Here is a 17,416-nt window from a genome sequence, read left to right as displayed (position 1 = left end):
TGACGCAAAGCGCGATCTGCCGAGCCATGACGCAACACCTTCCCTGGTGCGAACCAGGGGATGATGCAATGCCTGATCACTCGAGTCGATAGCGAAGGCCGTTGCAAATGATGCGCATATCCGTCGATCCAGGCTTGGGAACGGGATATCACCTGAGATATCGAACACTCAGAATGATCAGGGGCATCGCAAACACGCAGAAGGAAACGCCCCCGAGTTGCTGATGTCCTAGCACCCCGAGCACACCGCCCAATGCAAAAAAGACAATCGTAGCAAGGTGGAGCTTCAGCCGTAGCACAATCGCCGACTTTTCAGCGCCGGCACTGACTCCCAGGAGCATCGCTAGGCCAACACCTAGGTCGGTAGCCACACCCGAGACGTGGGTCGTTCTTACGCGGCTACCGGAAATCCGGGTCGACGCCGCATTCTGTATGCCCATGGTCAAGCTCAGCAGGCCTACTATCAGCACTCCGTTCAGTGGTTGCGTGCTAAGGGCAGCGGCAAGCCCTATGAGTATCAAAAGGGTGGCTTCAACAATCAACGTCAGGGCGTAAATGTTGCTGCGCCGCTGCCGCTTGCCTACCTCGATGAGGAACGAGGCCAAGAAGGCACCAAATATGAACATTACGACAACTGTCAGAAACGCAAGCGCTGCGTCGAAGCGAAACACGGCTAGGAGCTCGGAAGCCAACGAGACGTTTCCGGTCATGTTGGCTGAGAAGTAGTGGTAGGCCATGTAGCCGGCGCTGTTCACGCCGCCTGCGACGAACGCCAGAATGGATGCCAACATCAGGTCTGTCGCCGGTGTTCTTTTGTCGCCTTCTTGGATGAGCATCTTGAGTGTTTACGTTGCGAGAGATTGCGCGCCGACGATGGCACATTACTGTTCATCACAGGATGCAATGCCTGATCGCGATAGTCGACAGGAATGTACCGAAAGGCTGTCGCGACCTCTACGAAAGACGCCGTGCCTCGAACGTGATTGTTTGGTCGTCACGTTTCGGCGCCCGCCCATGTTCATAGTTGCCAGAAACCGTGACATCATCGAAGCCGACTGCCCGTAGGGCCAGAGCGAATTCTTCGACACCCCACCATCTCAAGCTGAAGAATTCGAGCTCGCTTGCCACCAGCTGTCCTGCGGCCCAGCGGTCGTAACGCAGGTGAGAAACCGTGGTCTGGGCCACATAGTTGGTTTTAACCCGATGTGCAGTCAACGTCAGGAGGTCGCCATCGGTCGTCGACCATTGGCGAATGCTGCTTGCATCACCCAAAAAGCTGCCGATCGGATCGACGTCCACGATCAGCCGCCCATTTGGGGTGAGGTGATCGAAGAACCGCTGTAGCGTTCCCATCGCCGCGGTATAGTCGGTTATCAGTTGGAATGATCCAACTGGGACTATGACCGCCTCGAAACGCTCGTCATAAGCAAAGGTTTCAAAGGTCTGGCGGCTCAGGTTGGGTGAAAGAGACCGAGCCTCGGATTCGAGCCTGCAATAGTCCAGCATTTCCTGGGACGCATCAAAACCGACGACCTGTAGCCCGGCCTCAAGGAGTGGGATTAGGAGACGTCCATTTCCGACCGCCGGTTCAAGGATAGCGCCTGTGCATTCACTCAGGCGACTACGGTAGAACTCAACGTCACCGAAGGATTTTCCGATGTATTTGTCCAGATTGTAGACGTGGGACGCTAGCTTGCCGTAACGGTTATTCATTTTCAGAATCACTTAAAAAAACAATACTGATAAGTAGATAAACTCTTCTACACGTTGTGCGTGAAATTATGTCGATATTCGGGCTGCGCCGGCAGGGTGGTCGAATCGGAAACGGTAAACGCGCTTGGATGACCTGCAACGCTCGCCCTGTTGCAAGCGAAGTACCACCTAGTCCCGGAGACCAGGAGCCGGACTTGACCATCCGGCTCCTGCTTGTCTTAATCTCCGCTCTTTCCGAGCCCGGGCGGGCCGTCCAGGCGCCCAGCCGTTGCGGCCAATGCGCGGATCGCATCCATGGCCGTCGCCAAGCCTTGCATAAGCAGAGCGGTGTCGCTCTCCTCGGCGGATTTGTCGATCTCCAGCGCTCGCTGACGCAAATCTGCACTGGTCGTATTCAGACGGGCAATAAGCTCATTATCCATGATGCTTTCCTTCAGCTTGGTTGTTTCAAGTTGAAGAACGTATGGAACATGCTGACGTTCCATATTCCGCATATAGAGGACGACGACGAAACCACGATATAGATGATGGATTCATGCCGGAACTCCATTGAAGGACTGCTGTTCCAGCCTCCTCGCACCAGAGGTATCAACGCGATCCTTAAGTGGTCAGGTCCGCTTGAGTCCGGCTAACGCAAGCAGGCTATTCGCCCAAAGGACGCCGCTGGCGAAAATCAACTATCACCACATTGCACACGTCAGCTGATCGGTCTGCCGGCCACGTGGGTTGCGGACTTGGCTTCGTATTGGGATCGCTGCTCTTCTCAAAAGGCTGCGCGATCGTCGCTTCACCCTGCATCGTCTGCATTTTCCGATACATATGCACCACAAGCTTCTTATAGTAAGCGACGACCTGTTGGTGTTCGCAGCGTGGAATGTAAAGCTCATCAAACCGATGGGTCATAATTCTTGTCTCCACTCTCCATGCCGAATTCCTGGAAAATTGAAGAGTTCCCGGCGCCTGACGGTTATGGCTAACACTTCCTACCAGGAGACGATTGGACCGCGAGGATTTAGGCAGTGAGGACAGTGCAGACTAGGATCTGTTCTCGCGGTCCGTCTTTGCCGAGAAGGACGCCTCGTCAGCCGAACCGCCGAGCCACCCCCGAATTGCACACTCATCCATTGCTGCCGCCATCGCGGACGTGCGGGTGGGAAATGGGCCATGGAGGGTCAAGATCTCGTCGCCGAACACAATAACCACCGTTCTGGTGACGACATCGAAAATAATCTGCGGCCGAAACGACATTGCGCATTGTCCCTGTGGCGGAGAGAGCGGCGTTGCGGCCAAACCCTCGGTGAGGTGGAACAACTGGTTAGCAATAGCGTCCGACAGTACGATGTAACCTGCGTTACATGGTTCAGGGTGCTGCTATGAATTAGGGTTGACGAGGTTGGTGAACCGTATGCGCTAGTTGCGCGTTCGCTGGTCGTCTATGGAACCTTTATTCCCTCGGTGCGAAGGATGCGGGGGGCGAAGGCTTTTGCGCCTTAGGCCCCATGGTCACGGAGAGGTGGTCCGTCGCCGCAATATGTGGCGGCCACGTGACTTCACGGGGCCAGGGCGCAAAGTCGTTGACACGCGCTCACCCATTTTCGGCGGATGCCTGAATCCCGATCGTCCAGTACTCTTACCTGAGATGCTGCGGCGGGCGTTTTGTGTTCATCTGCAGCTCATGGCGGCTGGCGAAGCGGCCGAAGAGGAGAAGGAGCTTGCGTTCCTCCGCTTTGTCGAGCCCGTTCTTGCGGCAGTGCTCGGCAACATCAAGAACGCTGCGGGTCTCCCTCGGGTTAAGCTGGCGGTCGTCGACGTGATGGGTCATAGCGGGCTCCTCCATTCGCACGAGGAGAGAAACACGCCGGGCAGCACTTTGTTCCCGGCGTTTCGTCTGTTAGGGCACCATGCCGGCACCCGCCTGGCCCGCGACCCGCACCGCGCCGTAATCCCGGTCATACGCCGTGCGGCGGAAGGACTGGCTGCGATCGCGCGGGCGGGCGGAAGGATCATTCGGCAGCGTTCCGACCACTCCGTCTGCATAGGTGCCGGTGGCGATATCGTCCTCGTCGGTCGGGGTGGCGTGAAAAAGACCGAAAAACATCATGGTACCTCCAGTTTCCGCTCGAACGGCCATAGGAAACCTTCGTTCCCGGCGCCGCACGCATAGACGCAAAATTAACCATGTTTGCTAACAGGCCGTTAAAGGCCGACCCTTTTGCGACCGCCTGCCGCAACTTTTTGATCCGGACTGTCATGATTCACGGCTTGGCGTCCGGAAATATTGGCGCTAGCTTTCCGTTACGTCGGGTTGGCAGAGGGACAATCGATGACGCCTGAAATGATTTCAGAAAAGGCACATTCCGACCGCGACATGCTCACGGGCGCCAACTTCGCGGAGAGGACAAAAGGACTGCCGTTTCGCGCGCAGATGGTGTTACGCAGCCTTCTCGGTCTCGAAACCGGCCTTCTGTCCATGACAGTGCCCACGGGACAAACTTTCGTGATCGGCGGCAATGTGTCCGGCCCGCATGCTGTCGTCAAATTGCACAGCTGGAGCCTCCTGTACCGCGCCATCAGCGAGGGCGCGATCGGAGTCGCCGAGAGCTACATGGACGGCGACTGGGAAAGCCCGGATGCCGGCGCCTTCCTGGAGCTGTTCCTAGTCAACACACAGGTCGGAAAGGGTTATACGAACGGCCCGCGGGGCTTGTTCCTGCTCGTCGAAAAGTTCCGGCATTGGCTGAATGCCAACACCAGGCGCGGCGCCCAACGCAACATTTCCGCTCACTACGATCTCGGCAATGCATTCTATTCCCAGTGGCTTGATCCGACGATGACCTATTCGTCGGCGCTCTATTCACGCGGTGCCAACGACCTCACCTCCGCGCAGGTCGCCAAATACCGCGCGCTCGCGGAGGCGACCGGGATCGGCCCGAATGATCATGTGCTGGAGATTGGCTGCGGCTGGGGCGGCTTTGCCGAATTTGCCGCAAGCGAGATCGGCTGCAAGGTTACCGGCCTCACGATCAGCCGCGAGCAACTGGCCTTTGCGCGCGAACGCATGGCGAAAGCCAACCTCGCCGACCGCGTAGAACTAAAATTCCAGGATTATCGCGACGAAACAGGCACCTATGACCGCATCGTCTCTATCGAGATGTTCGAGGCGGTAGGCGAGAAATATTGGCCGGCCTATTTTTCAAAGCTGCACGAATGTCTGAAGCCCGGCGGGCGGGCGGGCCTGCAGGTCATCACCATCCTTCAGGAGGCCTATGCCGAATACCGGGCGAACCCGGATTTCATTCAGAAATACGTCTTCCCCGGCGGCATGTTACCAACCCGCGAGCACCTCACGTCGCTCGGCCAGCAGTTCGGGTTCTCGACGGCGTCGGATATCGGGTTCGGCCATGACTACGCCCGCACCCTTGCCGAGTGGCGCCATCGCTTCTGGGCGGCGTGGGAGCGTATCGTGCCCCTCGGGTTCGACGATCGGTTCCGGAAGCTCTGGGAGTTCTATTTCTACTATTGCGAGGCGGGTTTTCGGGCAAAGAACATCGATGTTCGGCAGGTGGTTTACACACGCCCCCTCGCCTGACATGTCATGGTAGAAAAAATCCCTCTGTAAGGCCCGTCTCGAGAAACACGATTTCTTGCAAAGCGACGCTTACCGGCCGAAAAGACGCTTCCTACTCTAGGCAGATAAAACGAGGCTCGTCCCCATGTCCATTCTCCCGTCCGTTCTGGATGCAATCGGCAACACGCCGCTGATCCGCCTCAAGGGCGCCTCGGAGGCGACGGGCTGCGAAATCCTCGGTAAGGCGGAATTTTTGAACCCTGGCCAGTCGGTCAAGGATCGTGCGGCACTCTTTATCATCCGGGCTGCGGAACGCTCTGGCGCCCTCCGTCCCGGCGGCGTGATCGTCGAGGGCACGGCCGGGAACACTGGCATCGGGCTGGCCCTTGTCGCGCAGGCGCTCGGCTATCGCACCGTCATCGTCATTCCGGAGACCCAGAGCCAGGAAAAGAAGGATGCGCTGCGCCTGCTCGGCGCCGAGCTCGTCGAAGTGCCTGCCGTTCCCTACAAGAATCCGAACAACTACGTAAAACTCTCCGGCCGTCTGGCCGAGCAACTCGCCAAGACGGAACCGAACGGCGCGATCTGGGCAAACCAGTTCGACAACGTCGCCAACCGCGATGCCCATATCGAGACCACCGCCCCGGAAATCTGGCGCGATACGGATGGCAAAGTGGACGGCTTCGTCTCCGCCGTCGGCTCCGGCGGCACGCTGGCCGGCGTTGCAGCGGGCCTGCGGGCCAAAAATCCGAACATCAAGATCGCCCTTGCCGACCCGGATGGCGCAGCGCTCTACAATTATTATGCCCATGGCGAACTGAAGTCCGCCGGAAGCTCGATCACCGAGGGCATCGGCCAGGGCCGCATCACGGCGAATCTGGAAGGTTTCACCCCGGACTATTCCTACAACATCCCGGATTCCGAGGCCGTTCAGCTGGTTTTTGACCTTATCGAGAACGAAGGCATCGCCCTCGGCGGCTCGTCGGGCATCAACATTGCCGGCGCGATCCGGCTGGCGAAGGACCTCGGCCCCGGCCACACGATCGTGACGATCCTCTGCGACTATGCTAACCGCTATCAGTCCAAACTCTTCAACGCGGACTTCCTCGATTCGAAGGGCCTGCCGGTTCCAGGCTGGCTGAAGGCGAAATCGGGGATCAAGGTCCCCTATCAGCCGGTCGAATAGGTCTCATGTCCCTTCCCACCACTGCCCTCTTTCGCGACGATTTTTATCTTTCGACAAACGAGGCGGTGGTGACGGTGGTGTACGAAGACGGCGGCATCGAGCTGGACCAGACCTGTTTCTACGCGACATCCGGCGGCCAGCCGGGCGACACGGGTTTCCTCGAGCGCGCTGACGGCAGCCGCATCGCGCTCGGCCCGGCCGTGACGGGCGCCACCAAAGAGATCGTCATTCACCGTCCGCTGGAGGGCGAGACGCCGCCGATCGTCGGCGAGACCGTCGTCGCCCATATCGACTGGGCGCGGCGCTACAAGCTGATGCGGATGCACACGGCCTGCCACCTGCTCTCCGTCGTCTGCCCCTTCCCGATCACCGGCGCCGCCGTCGGCGAGGACGACAGCCGTGTCGATTTCGACATGACGGAAACCATCGACAGGGACGAGGTGACGGCGAAGCTGATGAAGCTCGTCACGGAAAACCATCCGATCTTCGTGCAGTGGATCACCGACGAAGAGCTTGCCGCCAATCCCGGTATCGTGAAGTCGAAGAACGTACGCCCGCCGATGGGCCTCGGTCGCGTCAGCCTCGTCTGCATCGGCGAGAACTCGTCCGTCGACAGCCAGCCCTGTGGCGGCACGCATGTGTCCGAAACGCAGGAAGTCGGCACCATCCACATCGCCAAGATCGAGAAGAAGGGCAAGGAGAACCGCCGGTTCCGTATCCGCTTCGGTGCGCCCGGTTCCGAAGGCTAAAGCCATTTGTATTGCGCAGTTCGCGGCACGCCAAACCGCGGCGCACCTTTGCTGGAATTGCTTTGAGGAGAAGACCATGTCCAACGACAAGAGCAAGTTCGTCGTCTCGGCGGATTGGGTGGAAAAGCAGCTCGGCGCACCGGAGTTCCGCATCGTCGACACCTCCTGGTATCTTCCCGCGCAGAACCGTAACGGTGCGGCCGAATATGCGAGCGGCCACGTTCCGGGTGCGGTTTTCTTCGATCAGGACGTGATCGCCGATCATTCCAGCGCACTGCCGCACACCCTGCCCTCGCCGGCCTTCTTTGCCACGGAAGTCGGCAAGCTCGGCATTTCTGACACCGATACTATCGTCGTCTATGACGGCCCCGGCATTTTCACCGCGCCACGCGTCTGGTGGCTGTTCCGCACCATGGGTGCGAAGAACGTCTTCGTCATGGATGGCGGCATCGACGGTTGGAAGAAGGAGGGTCGGCCGCTGCAGACCGACCTACCGGAACCGGCACCCGCGGTTTTCCACACCAATTTCAATCCCTATGCCGTCACCTCTTTCGAGGAAATGCGCGGCATCGTCTCGACAAAGTCCAAACAAATCGCCGACGCCCGCGGTGCTGGCCGTTTCACCGGCGAGGAAGCAGAACCCCGCGCCGGCATGCGCTCCGGCCATATGCCGGGCGCAAAAAGCATGCCCTCCGGCACCTTCTCCGTCGACGGCAAGTTCAAGGATCTAACAAGCCTGCGCCAGCATTTCGAGGATTCGGGGATAGACCTCTCCAAGCCGGTCGTGACAAGCTGCGGCTCGGGCATCACGGCTGCCATCATTACGCTGGCACTCGCGTCGCTCGGCCATGAAAACAACACGCTCTATGACGGCTCCTGGTCGCAATGGGGTGGCCGGGACGATACGCCGGTCGTGACGGGAAAAGACTGATGGCGAAGAAAGTCCAGCCGACACCGATCCAGGTGCACATCACCGCGCTTGAAATGACGAGCCCGCCGAAGCAGAGCCTGCCGGTGCCTGTCAACGTGCATACCGCCATCCTCAGCGCGCCGGAAATCCCGCTCGCCTTCTATCGCTTCCTCTACCGGCAGGTCGGCAGCCGCTGGCACTGGGTCGACCGGCTGCGGATGAATGACGAGACGTTGACGAAAACGCTCAACGACAAGCGCAACAGCGTCACCGTGCTTTATGTCAACGGCGCGCCGGCCGGCTTTTTCGAACTGCTGCAGGTCGATGGGGATGTCATCGAGCTTTCGCATTTCGGCCTGCTCGAACGAGCCCTCGGCCTCGGCATCGGTAAGTGGTTCCTGCTCCAGACCCTCTATGCCGCCTGGGCGCTCGGGCCGAAGCGCGTCACGGTCACGACGAACGATCTCGACCATCCCCGCGCCCTCCAGCTCTATCAGATGTTCGGCTTCTCACCGGTCGGCACGCGGGATGCGGAGGTCGTTCCCCTCTCCGACGCCGAATTGCTGGACCTGGCCAAGCGTGACTGCCTGCTGCCCACAGAGGGCCGTTAAACAGTCTGAACGACACCCAACCGCCGGTTCATGTTTCCTTCAGATCGTTCGTGGCAGTTTCCGCACGAAAGACGAAACAAGAAGGAAACATCGTCATGCAACGCCGCGCCTTTCTGACCGCGTTTGCCGCCGCCCTCGCCACCCCGGCCCTTTCCGGCCTCGCGCTTGCGCAGGAAACGCCGTCCGAAGACATGATCCTGCGCCGCCTTGACGCGGCGCCCACCCGCCGCATGCCGGAGAACGAACGCGTTACGGTGCGCGAATTCAAGCGCCGGGCGGACCTGCGCCGCGCCGCGCCGTCGATCGATATCCAGTCGATCAACTTCGCCTTCGCCTCGGCTGACATCCCGCGCTCGGAATATCGCAAGGTGCGCCAGATCGCCCGCGCCATGGAGAAGATCCTCAGCCGTCGCCGCCGCGCCGTCTTCCTGATCGAAGGCCATACCGACGCCGTCGGCTCCGCCGCCGCCAACCAGGTTCTGTCCGAACGTCGCGCCGCATCGTTGAAATGGGTTCTCGTCCAGGAATACGGCATCCCGTCGCGCGCGCTGGAAACGGTCGGCTATGGTGAGGAATACCTGCTGGTGCCGACCCAGAACGAGGAATGGCGCAACCGCCGCGTCACGCTCCGCCGCATCGACGAGTTCGTGCGGTAGTCCCGCCAGCCAATCCTTCGCCGCCGGCCTTCGTGCCGGCGGTTTTGCTTAGGGCGGCAAGAAACGGGTGTCGAAGCGCCACAAAACGATGGATCGTCGCGGCACGACAAATGGAGTCAGCGTCATGTCCATCCGCTTCCTGCCCATCCCGACAGAAACTGCTACCGCTTACTGGAGCGGCGGCAACGATGCCTATGGCATGACGCCGGAGCGCCATATCTCCAACGGCGACGGGGTGCCCTGCCGCCACTGCCTGCGGCTTGTCGGTGCGGGAGAACCCTACTTCGTCCTGGCCCATCGCCCCTTCCCGGTGCTCCAGCCTTACGCGGAAACCGGACCGATCTTCCTTCATGCCGAGCCTTGTGATGCCCATCAGCCATCAGACGCCATGCCACCGATGCTGACCAGTCGCGACTACATCGTGCGCGGCTATTCCGAAGGAAACCGCATCCTCTACGGCACCGGCGCGGTGGTTGCGAATGCGGAGATTCCCGACTACGCGGCAAGCCTGCTGGCGCGCGAGGATGTCGCGTACCTGCACATCCGCTCCGCGCGTAACAACTGCTACCAGTGCCGCGTCGAACGCGCATGAAAAAGGCCCGGATCGCTCCGGGCCTTTCCTGTTTGGTCCCTATATGGATCAGGCGACGTTCAGCACCGCTTCCGGAGCGTAGGACTCGTAGCCGAGCGCCTCAGCAACCGGCCGGTTCGTCACGCGGCCCTTGTGCACGTTGAGGCCGGCCCGCAGATGGCGGTCCTCGGCGATTGCCTTCAGGCCCTTGTCGGCAAGCTGTAGGCCGTAGTGCAGCGTCGCGTTGTTCAGCGCATGGGCGGAGGTGACGGGTACGGCACCCGGCATGTTGGCAACGCAATAGTGCACCACGCCATCGACTTCATAGGTCGGGTCGGAATGGGTCGTTGCATGCGAGGTCTCGAAGCAGCCGCCCTGGTCGATGGCAACGTCGACGATGACGGCACCCTTCTTCATACCGGACAGCATTTCGCGGGTGACGAGCTTCGGCGCCGCGGCACCGGGGATCAGCACGGCGCCGATGACGAGATCGGCCGCGAAAACTTCCTCTTCCAGCGCATCGATCGTCGAATAGCGCGTGTGGATGCGGCCGCCGAAGATATCGTCAAGCTGGCGCAGGCGTGGGATCGAACGGTCGAGGATGCAAACATCCGCGCCGAGGCCAGCGGCCATCTTCGCCGCATGCAGGCCCACAACGCCGCCACCAATAATGGCGACTTTCGCCGGCAGAACGCCCGGCACGCCGCCAAGCAGGATGCCGCGGCCGCCATTGGCCTTCTGGAGTGCCGTGGCACCCGCCTGGATGGAGAGACGGCCGGCAACCTCGGACATCGGCGCAAGAAGCGGCAGACCGCCCCGTTCGTCCGTTACCGTCTCATAGGCGATCGCCGTCACGCCGGAGGCGAGCAAGCCCTTGGTCTGCTCCGGATCGGGCGCAAGGTGCAGATAGGTGTAGAGAATTTGTCCATCGCGCAGCTGCGCCCATTCGGAGGGCTGCGGCTCCTTGACCTTCACCACCATGTCGGACTTCTGGAAGATGTCCGCGGCAGTGGCAACAATTTTTGCGCCAGCGGCGCGGTAGCTGTCATCATCCGCGCCGATACCGGCACCGGCCTTGGTCTCGACGATGACTTCGTGACCGTGGGCCACGTATTCACGCACGGCCCCTGGCGTCAAACCCACCCGGTATTCGTGATTCTTGATTTCCTTCGGACAACCGACACGCATTCGCGTTCCTTTCCCAGTCTGTTCCCGTCTCATTTTGCCCCGCGTTCAGCGGGGAGCACCATGGAAGCAGAGGAGACGTGCAATGTCCTTGCAAAGCCGGTTTGCGAAACACGCGATTTTCGAATATTCAACGAATATCAGCAGAAATTTCGAAGGATATTCGAATGGCGCAACGAGATGCAATCGATGCTGCGATCTTGAAGGCGGTTCAGCAGAATGGCCGAATCTCTAATGCAGACCTTGCCGAGCGCGTCGGCCTATCACCGTCGGCCTGTTCGCGCCGGCTCGACATTCTCGAGAAGAGCGGCGTGATCAACGGCTATTACGCCCGCGTGTCACCCAAGGCGCTCGATTACAAGATGATCGCCATCGTGCACATCTCGCTCTCCGGCCAGTTTGCCAAAACGCTCAACGAGTTCGAATCGGCCGTGAAGCTCTGCCCCAATGTGCTGGTCTGCTACCTGATGTCGGGCGAATACGACTATATCCTGCGCGTCGCCGCCAAGGATCTCGAGGACTACGAGCGCATCCACCGCGACTGGCTGTCGGCCCTGCCCCATGTGGTGAAGATCAATTCGAGTTTCGCGCTACGCGAAATCATCGACCGGCCGAATGTCGGGATTTAGAGAAATTCCGGAAGCAAAACCGCTCCGCACTTTTGCTGGAATTGCTCTAAAAGCGCAGGCTGACGCCAGCCCGGCGCAACAGCCAATAGAACAGCGCGGTGGCGGCTACGCCGAGCATCACCGCCCAGCCGAAGCCGGATTCGCCGTGGCTGAACGGCAAGCCGGCGGTGTTCATGCCGAAGACGCCGACGACCAGCGTGCCGGGTAGCAGCAAGGCGCTCATGACGGCCATCGCCTTCAGGCTGCGGTTGGATTCATCCGCCAGTTCCGCCGCCATTTCCTCCTGCAGCAGGCGCGCGCGATCATTGAGCATGACGATCTCCCGGTCCAGTCTTTCGAGCCGGATCGACAGCCGCTGCAGCGTGGCGTGCGCCGTTTCCGACAGCATCCAGCCGTCGCGGTCCTCTTCCTCGAACAGCGCCACCATTCCGCCAACGGGCCGGTGCAGTGAGACGGCCAGGCGCCTGATTTCCTTGAGGCTGCGGCGCTCATCGCTCAGCCGCTCGGTGACAAGCCGGTCCTCCACCGCATCGAGAAGGGATGCCGCCTCCTTGAGCCGGAGATTGGTGTTCTTGCAGAACGCCGCGACGATCGCTTCGAAAAGCTCGTAGGCCGTCGCCGGGCAAAAGCCTTCGGCAAAGGATCGCCGCACCCTGTCCACGGCCGCCAGCGGATGGCGCCGGGCGGTGACGAGAAGCCGGTCTGTCACCGCGAAATGCAGCCGGCCGACCGCGGTCGACGTGCGCTCCATGTCCTGCTGCAAATCGACGACGACACCGTGCGTCGTTCCGGCCTCATGGCCGAGAACCAGGCTTTCATCATGTCCGTCGAGAACGGCGCGGGCGGCGACTGGCAGCGTGCATCTACCGGTGAGCCAGCCCTGCATGCGTTGATCGACCAGATCCACATGCAGCCAGACCCAGCCGTCTTCAGCAGCAAGGGCCTCGTCGATCTGCACCGGTGCGATGAGCTTCACCAATCCGTCGGGCGTGCCCCGCCAGGCGCCAACGAGGCCCGGCGGGTGTTCCCTGTCCAACTGCTCCAGCAGGTTCAAATGCACGCCCAGCGTCAATAGACGTCCGGAACGTACATTTCGTCCGGCGGCGGCTGGCGGATATAGTTGTCGTTGCGAACGCGCTGCGGCAGGTCGATCGGGGGCTTCGGCACATCCTCGTAAGGCACCTGCGCCAGGAGATGGGCGATGCAGTTGAGCCGCGCCCGCTTCTTGTCGACGGCCTCGACGATCCACCAAGGCGCTTCCGGAATATGAGTGCGCGCCAGCATCTCTTCCTTGGCCTTGGTGTAGTCTTCCCAGTGCACCCGGCTTTCCAGATCCATCGGCGAGAGCTTCCACTGCTTCAGCGGATCATGGATGCGCATGCGGAAACGGAATTCCTGCTCGTCGTCGGTGATCGAGAACCAGTATTTGATGAGTATGACGCCGGAGCGCACAAGCATGCGCTCGAACTCCGGCACCGAGCGGAAGAATTCTTCCAGCTCGTCCGGCGTGCAGAAGCCCATGACGCGCTCGACGCCCGCCCGGTTGTACCAGGAGCGGTCGAACAGCACCATTTCGCCGGCCGTCGGCAGCTGCGAGACGTAGCGCTGAAAATACCATTGATTGCGCTCGCGCTCGGTCGGCGCCGGAAGGGCCACGACGCGGCAGACGCGCGGGTTGAGGCGCTGGGTCACGCGCTTGATGGCGCCGCCCTTGCCGGCGGAATCGCGTCCCTCGAACAACACGACCACCTTGAGCTTCTTGTGCTGCACCCAGTCCTGCAGCTTCACCAGCTCGTGCTGGAGGCGGAACAGCTCCCGAAAATAGACCCGGCGCTCCAGCGTCGGCAGTGCGGGTTCGGACATGCCCTCCGCAACGAGGTCGTCCAGCCGCTCCTCTTCGATCTGCATTTCCAGCTCTTCGTCGAAGCTGTCGGCAATTTCGGCCTTTATGCGGTTCAGATGGGTGTCTTCGAACATGATCTATATCCGTCGATGGTGAGGATTGTTACCTGGCGGCAGGTGAACCACCAGGAGTGTTGAATGCAGTCTCGCGTATCGGGAAGTTTGACACGGGATTGAGGGAAGGATGAGGCCGGGAATATAGCACAACTGCGCCAGTACGCCGGGAAGAACGGCATGTCCGAGACGAGGACCGCAAACGTTGGAGATGCGATCGACAGCAAAGGATGGCCCCAACGGCGGCGAGGTCGCTTCGGGCAGCCTCTCGCATTGCACCACTCCTCATCGACTGCCTGCTAGATTGCCCGGACTGTCCCTGGATTCGTATAGGAAGCGCGCATGAACCTTTTGTGACGGCTCGAATCTAGATCGCGTTTTGGGAGCGGGCGGCGAAAGCCATTTGCCGTCTTGAGGTTCGAGAGTGAAATCCGAACAGCAGCCGAGGGGCTAGCTGAAAATCACGCGGTTACGGCCGGCATTCTTGGCGGCATAGAGCCGGGCGTCAGCCGTCGAAAGCAGCGCATTCAGCGTCGTGCCGTCATTGTAGCTGTTGGCAATGCCGATGCTGACCGTCACCGGGGCACCGTCTGGCCGGTGGATTTCCGTCTCCACGGCGCGGCGCAACGCCTCGGCTCGTTCAGCGCCGACATCGGGGGGTATGTTCTCGCAGATCACCACGAATTCCTCGCCGCCGAAGCGGAAGACCTTGTCGTTGCCGCGCACCGTCCGTTGCAGGCAGGCGGCGATATCCCTGAGCACACCATCGCCGGCCAGATGCCCGAAACGGTCGTTGACGTCCTTGAAGTGGTCGGCATCGATGATCATCAGGGCCAGCGGCTTGCCGTCCACCAGCATTGCCGAAAGCATGCGTGGCGCTTCGAACTCCAGACGGCTGCGATCGTAGACGCCGGTCAGCGCGTCCCTACCGGACCGGTCGAGCAGATCCTCGTAGCGCTCCCGGAAGGTGAGATCGGCAAAAATATCCGAAATCGGCCGCGGCGAGACCGGAATGGCCGAGATGCGCGAATAGGAGAGATAGATCGTGATCAGCACGGCATAGGCGCAGGCCGCCATCATCTTGGCAAGCCAGCCACCCCAGAAGACTTCGATCGGCGCACCATTCAGGAAATGCAGGGCGGCAAAGAAGCCGATCTGGTCGAAGGTCAGAACAACGACCCCGGAAACGAAGAAGCGCATGGCCGTGCTGTGCTTGAAGACCCGGCCGAGCCGTTCGTAGAGCAGGATGATGGCAAGCGAATCGATATAGAGCAGCGTCGTGCCCCAGAGCATCAGCCAGCCCATCTCGTCGATGAAGGCGAGGTCGGCAAGGCGACCGGGCACGGCGCTGACGGTCTGGTGATGCCGCAGAAGGAAACCGAGGCCCACCGTCAGAAAGTTGCCGGCAAGCAGGCCGTAGATCGGCGCCCGAACGACGGCCGCATCCTCCTTCACGTAAAGGAGAAGGATCATCATCAGCTTGCCGGAAAAAAGCACGGAAGAACCCGGCGAAATGATCCCGAAGGGCAATTCAACGTAGAAGACGGCCGCCAAGTAAGTCTCGAGGAAGTGCATCACCCCGAGCGCGGCGACGAAAACGCCGATGCCCAACTGATGGCGAAGATGCAGGATGCCCACCATGAAGACAAAATAGAACCCGGCCTCGATGAGAAGCAGGATCAGATTTTCAGTACCCATGATCGGTCCGCAGATTCTTCGTGCCGGCAGCTAACAGCACCGGCACGGTCGCAACAAGTCGTTTCCTGCGGATACAGGCAAATGCGCCGGTTCTCCAGCGCCTTCATGCTGTTTGTATGACTTTTCACAATGCGAAGCGCATTCCGCTTCGCGCTGTCTCAAACCTGCCGGCTGTCCACGCCGTCGCTGAAAAGCGACGCGCCATGCTGGTCGGCAATCTGCTTGGCCTTGCGGAAGGTCGAGGCAACCGTGTCGTCCCGCGAGGAAAAGAGATCGGCGCGGATGAAGGAACGGGTCCACACCCGGTCGCCATCCCGCTTTTCGATCCGCCCGGCAAGGCGATACTGGCCGCCCTCCGGAATGGGAGCTGCGACGAGCGTAAGGTCGTTGTAGGCCTCGGTTTCCTCAGCGATTTTCGCCGGAGTTGCCGGGCCGCTGCCGCGACCGAAGAGTTTTGAAAAGAACGATGCCATGGCCAATTGCTAACACAGGCCGCTGCGCCCTCCAAGAGGAGAGCGCGCAGCCCGGCTCTCCCTAGATGATGAGGTTTGCGAGAATTTCGTTCTCGGTGATGTCCTGATAGCGCATGCCCGCACTGTCGAAGGCTTTCTTGAGAACCGCAAAGTTCTCCGGCGCCTTTGTCTCGATGCCGATGAGGATCGAGCCGAAGTTGCGGGCGGATTTCTTCAGGTATTCGAAGCGGGCGATGTCGTCGTCCGGGCCGAGCATATTGAGGAAGTCCTTCAGGGCGCCGGGGCGCTGGGCAAGCCGCAGGATGAAGTATTTCTTCAAGCCCGCATGCCGCATGGCGCGTTCCTTGACGTCCGGCAGGCGCTCGAAATCGAAATTGCCGCCGGAGACGACGGCCACCACCGTCTTGCCTTCCAGCGCCTCGCGGCCGAGCGCGTCGAGCGCCGTCAGCGACAGCGCGCCGGCCGGCTCCAGCACCACGCCCTCGACATTCAGCATGTCGATCATCGTCACGCAGATCGCGTTTTCAGAGAGCAGCATGACCTGATCAGCGGAAAACTGGCTGAGCGCCGCGAAATTGAGCGCGCCGATCTGCCCGACAGCGGCACCGTCGACAAAATTATCCACTTGGTCTAGCGTCACCACGGCGCCGCTTTCCAGGCTGCGCTTGAGGCTCGGTGCTCCGGCAGGTTCGCAGAACAGGAAACTGGAGGGACCGAGCGTGTCGGCAAGATAGCCGGTAACCCCTGAGGCAAGCCCGCCACCACCGACGGGGAGCACCACGAGATCCGGCAATTTGTCGCCGAGCTGCTCGACGATTTCCGCCGCCACCGTCGCCTGCCCCTCGATGATATCCTCATGGTCGAACGGCGGCACCATCAGCGCGCCAGTCTCCGCAGCATGGTCGCGGGCCGCCTTGTAGCACTGGTCGAAGAAGTCGCCGACGAGCTTGATCGTCACGAACTCGCCGCCGAAAATGCGCGTCTTGTCGATCTTCTGCTGCGGCGTCGTCACCGGCATGAAGACCACGCCCGGCACGCCGAAATGGCGGCAGACGAAGGCGAAGCCCTGAGCATGGTTGCCGGCGGACGCGCAGACGAAGCTGCGGGCGCCGTCCTCTTTCGCCAAAACCTTGCGGAAGAAATTGAACGCGCCCCTGATCTTGTAGGAACGCACCGGCGAGAGATCCTCGCGCTTCAGGTAAATATCCGCGCCATAGCGGGCGGAGAGGTGTTCATTGAGCTGAAGAGGTGTTTCGGGAAAAAGCCCGCGCAATGCGTCACGGGCTGCGTCGACGTCCGGTTTCATGCCGTTCGATGCCATCCTTGAGTTTGTACAATGCAAAGGCTATTGCATATCGCAGCGACAGACACCACCCGTCCCGGCCGCGCGGCCTTTCGAGACTTGACTGAGCCTACAGTACCGCACGTCATCCATGACGTGCAAAGAGCGCTGTAGAATTTTTGAATATACCGCATCAGTGATGCGGTGGCCGGCACGCAGGACGATTTTCG

20 protein-coding genes are annotated in these 17,416 nt (G+C 60.6%); 9 read left to right on the top strand and 11 right to left on the bottom strand.

Going from position 1 to position 17,416, the window contains the following annotated elements; translation table 11 throughout:
- Positions 1 to 148 precede the first annotated feature (148 nt).
- Positions 149 to 835 (bottom strand): YoaK family protein, encoded by a 687-nt coding sequence (locus tag AC1RT2_RS05385; RefSeq protein ID WP_493100098.1) that lies wholly within the window; start codon positions 833 to 835, stop codon positions 149 to 151.
- Between the two features lie 118 nt (positions 836 to 953).
- Positions 954 to 1,712 (bottom strand): class I SAM-dependent methyltransferase, encoded by a 759-nt coding sequence (locus tag AC1RT2_RS05380; RefSeq protein ID WP_493100096.1) that lies wholly within the window; start codon positions 1,710 to 1,712, stop codon positions 954 to 956.
- A gap of 194 nt (positions 1,713 to 1,906) precedes the next feature.
- On the opposite strand from AC1RT2_RS05380, the gene AC1RT2_RS05375 reads away from it, so the two are divergent.
- Entirely contained in the window at positions 1,907 to 2,236 is a 330-nt protein-coding gene (locus AC1RT2_RS05375) for a hypothetical protein (protein WP_493100094.1), read from the top strand.
- A 118-nt stretch (positions 2,237 to 2,354) separates the two neighbouring features.
- Here the strand turns inward: AC1RT2_RS05375 and AC1RT2_RS05370 are convergent, their stop codons facing one another.
- The 3 genes from AC1RT2_RS05370 to AC1RT2_RS05360 all read right to left on the bottom strand — a co-directional run bounded on the left by AC1RT2_RS05370 (position 2,355) and on the right by AC1RT2_RS05360 (position 3,813).
- Positions 2,355 to 2,615, bottom strand: a complete 261-nt coding sequence (locus AC1RT2_RS05370) for a hypothetical protein (RefSeq protein WP_493100092.1) — start codon at positions 2,613 to 2,615, stop codon at positions 2,355 to 2,357.
- 727 nt (positions 2,616 to 3,342) lie between these two features.
- Complete coding sequence (locus AC1RT2_RS05365; protein WP_493100090.1) at positions 3,343 to 3,534, bottom strand: hypothetical protein; 192 nt, start codon at positions 3,532 to 3,534, stop codon at positions 3,343 to 3,345.
- A gap of 69 nt (positions 3,535 to 3,603) precedes the next feature.
- Entirely contained in the window at positions 3,604 to 3,813 is a 210-nt protein-coding gene (locus AC1RT2_RS05360; RefSeq protein ID WP_493100088.1) for a hypothetical protein, read from the bottom strand.
- 222 nt (positions 3,814 to 4,035) lie between these two features.
- Between AC1RT2_RS05360 and AC1RT2_RS05355 the strand changes: the two genes are divergently transcribed.
- From AC1RT2_RS05355 to AC1RT2_RS05325, 7 genes are all read left to right on the top strand, one after another.
- Complete coding sequence (locus AC1RT2_RS05355) at positions 4,036 to 5,301, top strand: class I SAM-dependent methyltransferase (RefSeq protein ID WP_493100086.1); 1,266 nt, start codon at positions 4,036 to 4,038, stop codon at positions 5,299 to 5,301.
- Between the two features lie 124 nt (positions 5,302 to 5,425).
- Entirely contained in the window at positions 5,426 to 6,466 is a 1,041-nt protein-coding gene (locus AC1RT2_RS05350) for a cysteine synthase A (RefSeq protein ID WP_493100084.1), read from the top strand.
- A gap of 5 nt (positions 6,467 to 6,471) precedes the next feature.
- On the top strand, positions 6,472 to 7,215 hold the full coding sequence (locus AC1RT2_RS05345) for an alanyl-tRNA editing protein (protein ID WP_069058602.1): 744 nt from the start codon (positions 6,472 to 6,474) through the stop codon (positions 7,213 to 7,215).
- A gap of 76 nt (positions 7,216 to 7,291) precedes the next feature.
- Positions 7,292 to 8,146 carry a 3-mercaptopyruvate sulfurtransferase gene (gene sseA, locus AC1RT2_RS05340; protein WP_493100082.1) on the top strand — a complete coding sequence of 285 codons (855 nt, stop codon included), beginning with the start codon at positions 7,292 to 7,294 and terminating at the stop codon, positions 8,144 to 8,146.
- Complete coding sequence (locus AC1RT2_RS05335) at positions 8,146 to 8,736, top strand: GNAT family N-acetyltransferase (RefSeq protein ID WP_493100080.1); 591 nt, start codon at positions 8,146 to 8,148, stop codon at positions 8,734 to 8,736. The genes sseA and AC1RT2_RS05335 overlap by 1 nt, the downstream gene beginning before the upstream one ends.
- 95 nt (positions 8,737 to 8,831) lie before the next feature.
- Entirely contained in the window at positions 8,832 to 9,392 is a 561-nt protein-coding gene (locus tag AC1RT2_RS05330; protein WP_493100078.1) for an OmpA family protein, read from the top strand.
- 124 nt (positions 9,393 to 9,516) lie between these two features.
- Positions 9,517 to 9,984 (top strand): DUF1203 domain-containing protein, encoded by a 468-nt coding sequence (locus AC1RT2_RS05325; RefSeq protein ID WP_493100076.1) that lies wholly within the window; start codon positions 9,517 to 9,519, stop codon positions 9,982 to 9,984.
- A 48-nt stretch (positions 9,985 to 10,032) separates the two neighbouring features.
- On the opposite strand, the gene ald is transcribed toward AC1RT2_RS05325, so the two are convergent.
- Positions 10,033 to 11,151, bottom strand: coding sequence for an alanine dehydrogenase (gene ald, locus AC1RT2_RS05320; RefSeq protein WP_069058598.1), 1,119 nt, complete (start codon positions 11,149 to 11,151; stop codon positions 10,033 to 10,035).
- 164 nt (positions 11,152 to 11,315) lie between these two features.
- Between ald and AC1RT2_RS05315 the strand changes: the two genes are divergently transcribed.
- Positions 11,316 to 11,777: an Lrp/AsnC family transcriptional regulator gene (locus AC1RT2_RS05315; RefSeq protein WP_069058597.1), complete on the top strand. Its 462-nt coding sequence runs from the start codon at positions 11,316 to 11,318 to the stop codon at positions 11,775 to 11,777.
- Between the two features lie 46 nt (positions 11,778 to 11,823).
- Here the strand turns inward: AC1RT2_RS05315 and AC1RT2_RS05310 are convergent, their stop codons facing one another.
- From AC1RT2_RS05310 to ilvA, 5 genes are all read right to left on the bottom strand, one after another.
- Complete coding sequence (locus tag AC1RT2_RS05310) at positions 11,824 to 12,849, bottom strand: CorA family divalent cation transporter (RefSeq protein WP_493100073.1); 1,026 nt, start codon at positions 12,847 to 12,849, stop codon at positions 11,824 to 11,826.
- Positions 12,846 to 13,754, bottom strand: a complete 909-nt coding sequence (ppk2, locus tag AC1RT2_RS05305; RefSeq protein ID WP_069058595.1) for a polyphosphate kinase 2 — start codon at positions 13,752 to 13,754, stop codon at positions 12,846 to 12,848. The genes AC1RT2_RS05310 and ppk2 overlap by 4 nt, the downstream gene beginning before the upstream one ends.
- Before the next feature lie 429 nt (positions 13,755 to 14,183).
- Positions 14,184 to 15,434, bottom strand: coding sequence for a GGDEF domain-containing protein (locus AC1RT2_RS05300; protein WP_493100390.1), 1,251 nt, complete (start codon positions 15,432 to 15,434; stop codon positions 14,184 to 14,186).
- A gap of 155 nt (positions 15,435 to 15,589) precedes the next feature.
- Positions 15,590 to 15,904 (bottom strand): HlyU family transcriptional regulator, encoded by a 315-nt coding sequence (locus AC1RT2_RS05295; protein WP_493100070.1) that lies wholly within the window; start codon positions 15,902 to 15,904, stop codon positions 15,590 to 15,592.
- Positions 15,905 to 15,965: 61 nt separating this feature from the next.
- A complete protein-coding gene (ilvA, locus tag AC1RT2_RS05290) occupies positions 15,966 to 17,210 on the bottom strand; it encodes a threonine ammonia-lyase (protein ID WP_493100068.1) in 1,245 nt (414 codons plus the stop codon).
- Positions 17,211 to 17,416 lie beyond the last annotated feature (206 nt).

This window comes from Shinella sp. GW821-FHT11G07 (assembly GCF_058808115.1).
The sequence above is the reverse complement of the archived record's forward strand: the minus strand, read 5'-3'. Positions and strand labels throughout refer to the sequence as shown.

Coding starts and splice junctions, on each gene's coding strand:
- ald (WP_069058598.1), bottom strand. CDS start 11,151: ATGCGTGTCGGTTGTCCGAAGGAAATCAAGAATCACGAATACCGGGTG.
- AC1RT2_RS05360 (WP_493100088.1), bottom strand. CDS start 3,813: ATGATGTTTTTCGGTCTTTTTCACGCCACCCCGACCGACGAGGACGAT.
- AC1RT2_RS05380 (WP_493100096.1), bottom strand. CDS start 1,712: ATGAATAACCGTTACGGCAAGCTAGCGTCCCACGTCTACAATCTGGAC.
- AC1RT2_RS05335 (WP_493100080.1), top strand. CDS start 8,146: ATGGCGAAGAAAGTCCAGCCGACACCGATCCAGGTGCACATCACCGCG.
- ppk2 (WP_069058595.1), bottom strand. CDS start 13,754: ATGTTCGAAGACACCCATCTGAACCGCATAAAGGCCGAAATTGCCGAC.
- AC1RT2_RS05315 (WP_069058597.1), top strand. CDS start 11,316: ATGGCGCAACGAGATGCAATCGATGCTGCGATCTTGAAGGCGGTTCAG.
- ilvA (WP_493100068.1), bottom strand. CDS start 17,210: ATGAAACCGGACGTCGACGCAGCCCGTGACGCATTGCGCGGGCTTTTT.
- AC1RT2_RS05350 (WP_493100084.1), top strand. CDS start 5,426: ATGTCCATTCTCCCGTCCGTTCTGGATGCAATCGGCAACACGCCGCTG.
- sseA (WP_493100082.1), top strand. CDS start 7,292: ATGTCCAACGACAAGAGCAAGTTCGTCGTCTCGGCGGATTGGGTGGAA.
- AC1RT2_RS05370 (WP_493100092.1), bottom strand. CDS start 2,615: ATGACCCATCGGTTTGATGAGCTTTACATTCCACGCTGCGAACACCAA.
- AC1RT2_RS05365 (WP_493100090.1), bottom strand. CDS start 3,534: ATGACCCATCACGTCGACGACCGCCAGCTTAACCCGAGGGAGACCCGC.
- AC1RT2_RS05295 (WP_493100070.1), bottom strand. CDS start 15,904: ATGGCATCGTTCTTTTCAAAACTCTTCGGTCGCGGCAGCGGCCCGGCA.
- AC1RT2_RS05325 (WP_493100076.1), top strand. CDS start 9,517: ATGTCCATCCGCTTCCTGCCCATCCCGACAGAAACTGCTACCGCTTAC.
- AC1RT2_RS05330 (WP_493100078.1), top strand. CDS start 8,832: ATGCAACGCCGCGCCTTTCTGACCGCGTTTGCCGCCGCCCTCGCCACC.
- AC1RT2_RS05385 (WP_493100098.1), bottom strand. CDS start 835: ATGCTCATCCAAGAAGGCGACAAAAGAACACCGGCGACAGACCTGATG.
- AC1RT2_RS05345 (WP_069058602.1), top strand. CDS start 6,472: ATGTCCCTTCCCACCACTGCCCTCTTTCGCGACGATTTTTATCTTTCG.
- AC1RT2_RS05355 (WP_493100086.1), top strand. CDS start 4,036: ATGACGCCTGAAATGATTTCAGAAAAGGCACATTCCGACCGCGACATG.